Source organism: Candidatus Culexarchaeum yellowstonense (assembly GCF_024707025.1).
Lineage (GTDB): Archaea > Thermoproteota > Methanomethylicia > Culexarchaeales > Culexarchaeaceae > Culexarchaeum.
Genome location: NZ_JANGFQ010000150.1, coordinates 1 through 5,807, shown reverse-complemented (window position 1 = coordinate 5,807; position 5,807 = coordinate 1). Strand labels below are relative to the sequence as shown.

Genomic DNA, 5,807 nt, shown 5'->3' with positions numbered 1-5,807 from the left:
CAGACGACAGGGGCAGGATAAACATGGAAACACAAATAATCCCCCTCCCCACACCAGAACTAAACAAAGCCTTCGGAGGGGGAATACCAACCCCAAGCCTAATCTCCATAGAAGGGGATCATGGAAGTGGAAAAACAGTAATATCACAATACATACTATACAGCATACTAAAACAGGGGATAAACAGCATAGCCATAACCACAGAAACCACCACAAAGGAATACGTGAAAATGATGAAGACAATAAAACTAGACGTAACAAGAGAATACCTCACAGGAAAACTAAAGGTATACTCACTCCACATAAGGGAGGGAGCCTGGAGCAAACACCTAGCACCATACTTCCTCCAAACCCTAACAAAATTCGTGGAAAACAAAAACTCAAAAATAAAATGCATACTCATAGACGACCTAAGCAGCCTATCCCTAAACGTGGAAAACACCCAAATACTCACCTTCATCACAAGAACAAGAAACCTAATCACAAAGGGGAAAACAGTAATACTCACATTCCACCCAAACTTCATAGACCCAGAAGTAGCCAGAGTAGTAAAAGCCTCCAGCGAAGTATACCTCACACTGGAAAACAAAACCATAGGAGGAATACAAGTAAAAACACTAAGAATAGTGAAACTCTGGGGGAGCAGCGGAGAAAGAACACCCATAATAAACCTAGAAATAAACCCAACCCTAGGATTAAGAGTACTCCCCATAGGAGAGGTCACCATATGAATATACTGGGAAAACTAAAACCCAGAAAAACAGAAACACCAAAAACAGGGAAACCCCCCGAAGCTGAGACACCCCCACAAACACTGGAAGAAGCGGAAAAACTCAACCCACACCTACAAATATACCTAAAAACCCTAAAACAGAAACCCACATACCAACCCAAACCAGAACTAACAAAACAAACCACAGAAGAAACAATATACCCACTCCCCAACAAAATATTCATACACATAAAACCATTAGAGAGAAGATACATAATAATAGAGCCAGAGAAACCCCCACAGGAAATCATGGAGAAAGTGGAGGAAGCCCTCGCAAAAATAGTAATGGAAGAAAACATAGAAGTAACCATGGAAAACAAGGAGGAAACCATAAGAAGACTAACACCAAAAGCCATAAGAAAAGCGAAAATAAAGGTGAAGGGGGAACAGGAGCAAAACATCATATACCACATGCTAAGAGAGAAACTGGGATACGGATTCCTAGACCCATTCCTACTAGACGAAATGCTCGAAGACATAAGCATACCAGGAGCAGGAAACATATTCGTATACCACAGAGCATACGGATACCTAGAATCCAACATAAACGTAGACAGAAGAGAAATAGACAGGGTACTGAGAAGCATGGCGGAAAGACATGGGAAAATAATAAGCCACGCAAACCCAATCCTAGACATACACCTACCAGACGGAAGCAGACTAAACATAGTATTCGGAGAAGACATAAGCCTACAGGGAAGCAACTTCACCATAAGAAAATTCGCAAAAGAACCACTCTCCATAGCCCAACTATGCCAATACGGCACACTCACACCCGAAATGGCGGCATACATGTGGATGCTCATGGAAATAGGGGTATCAATAATGATATGCGGAGAAACAGCCTCAGGGAAAACCACAACACTAACAGCCCTCCTCCCCTTCATACCATACTACAGCAAAATAGTAAGCATAGAGGAAACCCCAGAAGTGAGGCTACCACACAAAAACTGGGTTAGAGAAGTCACAAGACTACACACGGGAAGCCCAGTAACCATGTTCGACCTAGTAAAAGCAGCCCTAAGACAAAGACCAGACTACATAGTAATAGGCGAAATAAGAGGGGAAGAGGGGAGAATAGCCTTCCAAGCCATAAACACTGGACACCCAGTAATAGCCACATTCCACGCAGGAACACTAACACAACTATTCCAAAGACTAACCTCAGACCCAATAAACGTCCCAAAAACACAGCTAGACGGACTAAACATAACCATATTCCAATCAAGAATAGAGAGGGGAGGGAAATTCATAAGGAGAGTCACAACAGTAAACGAGATACTGGGATACAACCCAAACACGGGAAACCTACTATACCTACCCACCTTCATATACGACCCAGACAGAGACAAACTAGACTACACTGGAATGAGCATGCTACTAGAAACAAAAGTACTCCCCTACAGGGGATGGGGAAGAGACAAACTAGACCAACTATACAGGGAAATGAAGATGAGAGCAGAAATAATAGAGTGGCACATGAGAAACGCGCCAAGATACCTAGACCTATGGAGAACAATGATTGAAACAGCGAAAACAGGCATAGAAGCAGTACACCAAAAAATATTGAGAGGCGAAAAACCATGGACAAACTAACACTAACCCTCACAGCCACCACAACAATCACCCTAACCCTAACCATACTACTAACCCTACAAGCCAACTACACAGCCGCAATAGCCACAGCCACCATAACAGCCTCCACAACCATAATCCTACTAACAAGGAAAACAGCGGGACCAGGACAACTAAACATAAAACTAGTCCTAGCCATAACCCACATGTACACACTATCCCTAGGACTAACAGAACCAAGAGAAATAATAGAAAGCATAGCCAGAAAAGAGGAATACAGGGAATACGGGGAAACCTTCAAAAACATAATAAACCTCGCCATAAACATGAGCCTAGGACTAACGAAAGCCATAGCCCAAGTGGCAAAAACAGTAAAACCACCACTAAAAGACATACTCACAAGAATGGCTGAAGCCCTCTCCACAACAAAACCAAAAGACTACCTAGAACTGGAACACGTCACCATAATGGAGGAATACATGGGACAACAGGGGAGAAGCCTAGAAACCCTGAGAATGCTAAGCGGAGTATACGGAACATTCCAAAGCATAGCAGCAGTCATAATAATCATGGTGATAGCCATGAGCCTATTCACCATAAACCCAAACACCATAACCCTAGCATACATAGCCGCAGCAGCCTCCACAGCCACACTAATAATAGCCCTATGGAGCACAGCACCAAAAGACATAATGATGTACCTTGAAAAAGACCATCCAATCCACAAAACAATAAGAATGACGGCAGCCATCACAATACCCGCATCCATAACCATAGCCATAACCACATACACAGCCACACACATACCACCAATAGCCATAACCTCCAGCGGCCTAACCCTCCTACCACTGGGAATCCTAGCGAGAAACCTAGAGAAAAGAGTGCAAACAATAGATGAATACTACCCCACACTAATAAAAACCCTAGGAGAAAACCTAGCCACAACACTAAACCCAAAAGCAGCCCTAGAATACACAAAAAACATACACCTAGGACCATTAAGAAGGGGGATACAGCACACATTAAGCTGGATAAACCTTGGATTAGACATAGAAAAATCCTTCAAACTCATGGCAGAAGAAACGGGAAGCCACACCATAAGAATAATGAACCAAATGCTAGTGGACAGCATAAGAGTAGGAGCACCACCAATACAGACAAGCAAAACCATAGCAGACACAACAATAAAAATACTGGAAATGAGGAAGAGACGATTAACCACAGCGAAAACCATGGACACAGTAATAATGATGATGCACCCAATAACCATAATCCTACTAATAGCAGTAACCAACACACTCACACAATTCACATCCATAATACCCACCCTACCAATACAATACATACCCATAAACACAATCCCCACACAAACCATAACCATAGCAAACATGATCTTCACATACATCATCTCCACAATAAACGCTGCAGCCATGACCATAGTTAGAGGAGGATACAAATGGAGAATCACCCTCAACACATCCATACTCCTAACAGTGGGGGGAATATCATGGGCAACAGCAGAAATATTCACAAACACAATAACAAAACTAACACCAATAACATGAAAACTGCAAAAAAATGGAAAAGATTATATGCTGAAATTCCAATAAATTGCAATATGGAATCACCCCCAAAGCCGAAAACACCTCTGGGGGAAACAAAATGATGATGGAGGACAGAACAGCAAGATTCCTAAAACGCAGAGACAGAATAACAATATACCTAAACATCCTAGAAGCAATACAGCAACTAAGCAGCACAAGCCCAACAAAACGCGCAAAAATAACACACGTCCTCTACAAATCAAACCTAAACACAAAAAGACTAAAAGAAAGACTACAAGAACTATCATACCTAGACCTAATAACATGGGACAACACAGGACTAAAACTCACAGAAAAGGGGAAAACATTCCTACAAGAATACCAAAACCTCATAAACAAAATAAACCAATACATAAAAACCCGTTAAAGTTAAAAGCCACCAACAACAAAATATTAAACATGAAAAACACAAAGGAAATCCACACACAATACCTAGGCTACTCCGGAATCACAATAAAAATTGGAGATGTTGGACTATTATTCGACCCAGCCAACATGATTGACTCCAAAACCATGGAACCCCTCATAAAATGCAAACCCCTAATAATCCTATACACACACGACCACTACGACCACTACAACGCTGAAACCCTAAAAACACTAACCAAGAAGTTGGATTGCAAGGTCATAGTTGAACCAGCCATGATTGGCAAACTTAAAGGCATAGTGGAAACTGGAAGGCTACACTCAGCGGAGCATGGTAAAACATTGGAGGTTGAAGGGGTAAAGGTGACTGGGATTAGGGGGAAACATGTTGGGCCAATAACACTATACCTGGTTGAAGCCGCTGGGGTTAGGATATTCCATGGAGGAGACTCTGGATACGTGGATCTAGCCAAACTAAGCCCAGTGGATTTAGCCATACTCCCCTGCGGAACACCATCACCCACAGCCTCCCCGAGGGATGCTTATAGGATGGCTTTAGATTTGAAGCCTAAACATGTAATGGCTGTGCATGGCTCGGAAGCTGAAATGGAAGAGTTTGGGAGGCTTCTAGCCAAAGAGTTGCCTGGTGTAGGTTTCACTGCAGCTAAAACTGGAGGGAAATATGTTTTCAAATGGTGAAAATCTATGAGTGGGGGATATGTGGATTTAGAGTTCTTCGGGAAACTGGATATTAGGGTTTGCAGAGCATTAAAAGTTGAACCCATACCTGGAAGGAGCAAACTATACAAGGTGACAGTGGATCTAGGAGATTTGGGGAAGAGGGTTATCGTGGCGGGGGGTGCAGAACACTATAAGCCAAGCGACCTTGAAGGGAAACTCCTCATAGCCCTAGTAAACCTCAAACCAAAAGTAATTGGGGGTGTGGAGAGCATGGGAATGCTACTAGCCGCAGACGTCGATGGAAAACCAGTTTGGCTCACAGTCATAAGTGAAGCACCACCAGGAACAAGGGTGAGGTGAAAAGAGTGATGGTGGAAGTTAAACGCGTGGGAATTGTGGGTGCTGGAACTATGGGGAGGGGGATAGCTCAAGTCACAGCTGAAGCAGGCTACGAAACATTAATATACGATGTGAAATCCGAAGCAGTTGCGGATGCATTGAACACCATTAAAAAGATGATGGAGAGAGCTGTGGAGAAGGGGGCCAAAACCCAAGTGGAAGCTGAAGCAGTGCTCAAACGGGTAAAGCCATGCAATAGCCTAGAAGAACTCGCCCATGGAGATGTGGACTTAGTTATTGAGGCTGTGTTCGAAGATGCAGAGGTTAAGAAGCAAGTATTCCAAGAACTCGACAAACACTGTAAAGCTGAATGCATACTAGCCTCAAACACCAGCAGCATAAGCATAACCCTACTCGCCTCATACACCAAAAGACCAGAGAAAGTCATTTGACTACACTTCTTCAACCCA

7 protein-coding genes are annotated in these 5,807 nt (G+C 43.0%); all 7 read left to right on the top strand.

All coding sequences use genetic code 11. The features are described 5' to 3' along the window. On the top strand, positions 1 to 731 hold a 731-nt coding region (locus tag MRT15_RS09965; protein WP_304329945.1), incomplete at its 5' end, for an ATPase domain-containing protein. Further along, positions 728 to 2,368: an ATPase, T2SS/T4P/T4SS family gene (locus tag MRT15_RS09960; RefSeq protein ID WP_304329944.1), complete on the top strand. Its 1,641-nt coding sequence runs from the start codon at positions 728 to 730 to the stop codon at positions 2,366 to 2,368. The genes MRT15_RS09965 and MRT15_RS09960, both read left to right, overlap by 4 nt. After that, a complete protein-coding gene (locus tag MRT15_RS09955; RefSeq protein ID WP_304329943.1) occupies positions 2,356 to 3,912 on the top strand; it encodes a hypothetical protein in 1,557 nt (518 codons plus the stop codon). Before MRT15_RS09960 ends, MRT15_RS09955 begins: the two co-directional genes overlap by 13 nt. Positions 3,913 to 4,009: 97 nt before the next feature. After that, positions 4,010 to 4,318, top strand: a complete 309-nt coding sequence (locus MRT15_RS09950; protein ID WP_304329942.1) for a winged helix-turn-helix domain-containing protein — start codon at positions 4,010 to 4,012, stop codon at positions 4,316 to 4,318. Between the two features lie 32 nt (positions 4,319 to 4,350). Continuing rightward, entirely contained in the window at positions 4,351 to 5,016 is a 666-nt protein-coding gene (locus tag MRT15_RS09945; protein WP_304329941.1) for an MBL fold metallo-hydrolase, read from the top strand. A 6-nt stretch (positions 5,017 to 5,022) separates the two neighbouring features. Continuing rightward, a complete protein-coding gene (locus MRT15_RS09940) occupies positions 5,023 to 5,358 on the top strand; it encodes a hypothetical protein (protein ID WP_304329940.1) in 336 nt (111 codons plus the stop codon). Further along, positions 5,355 to 5,789, top strand: coding sequence for a 3-hydroxyacyl-CoA dehydrogenase family protein (locus MRT15_RS09935; RefSeq protein ID WP_304329939.1), 435 nt, complete (start codon positions 5,355 to 5,357; stop codon positions 5,787 to 5,789). The genes MRT15_RS09940 and MRT15_RS09935 overlap by 4 nt, the downstream gene beginning before the upstream one ends. Positions 5,790 to 5,807: the final 18 nt, after the last annotated feature.

Coding starts and splice junctions, on each gene's coding strand:
- MRT15_RS09960 (WP_304329944.1), top strand. CDS start 728: ATGAATATACTGGGAAAACTAAAACCCAGAAAAACAGAAACACCAAAA.
- MRT15_RS09955 (WP_304329943.1), top strand. CDS start 2,356: ATGGACAAACTAACACTAACCCTCACAGCCACCACAACAATCACCCTA.
- MRT15_RS09950 (WP_304329942.1), top strand. CDS start 4,010: ATGATGATGGAGGACAGAACAGCAAGATTCCTAAAACGCAGAGACAGA.
- MRT15_RS09945 (WP_304329941.1), top strand. CDS start 4,351: ATGAAAAACACAAAGGAAATCCACACACAATACCTAGGCTACTCCGGA.
- MRT15_RS09940 (WP_304329940.1), top strand. CDS start 5,023: ATGAGTGGGGGATATGTGGATTTAGAGTTCTTCGGGAAACTGGATATT.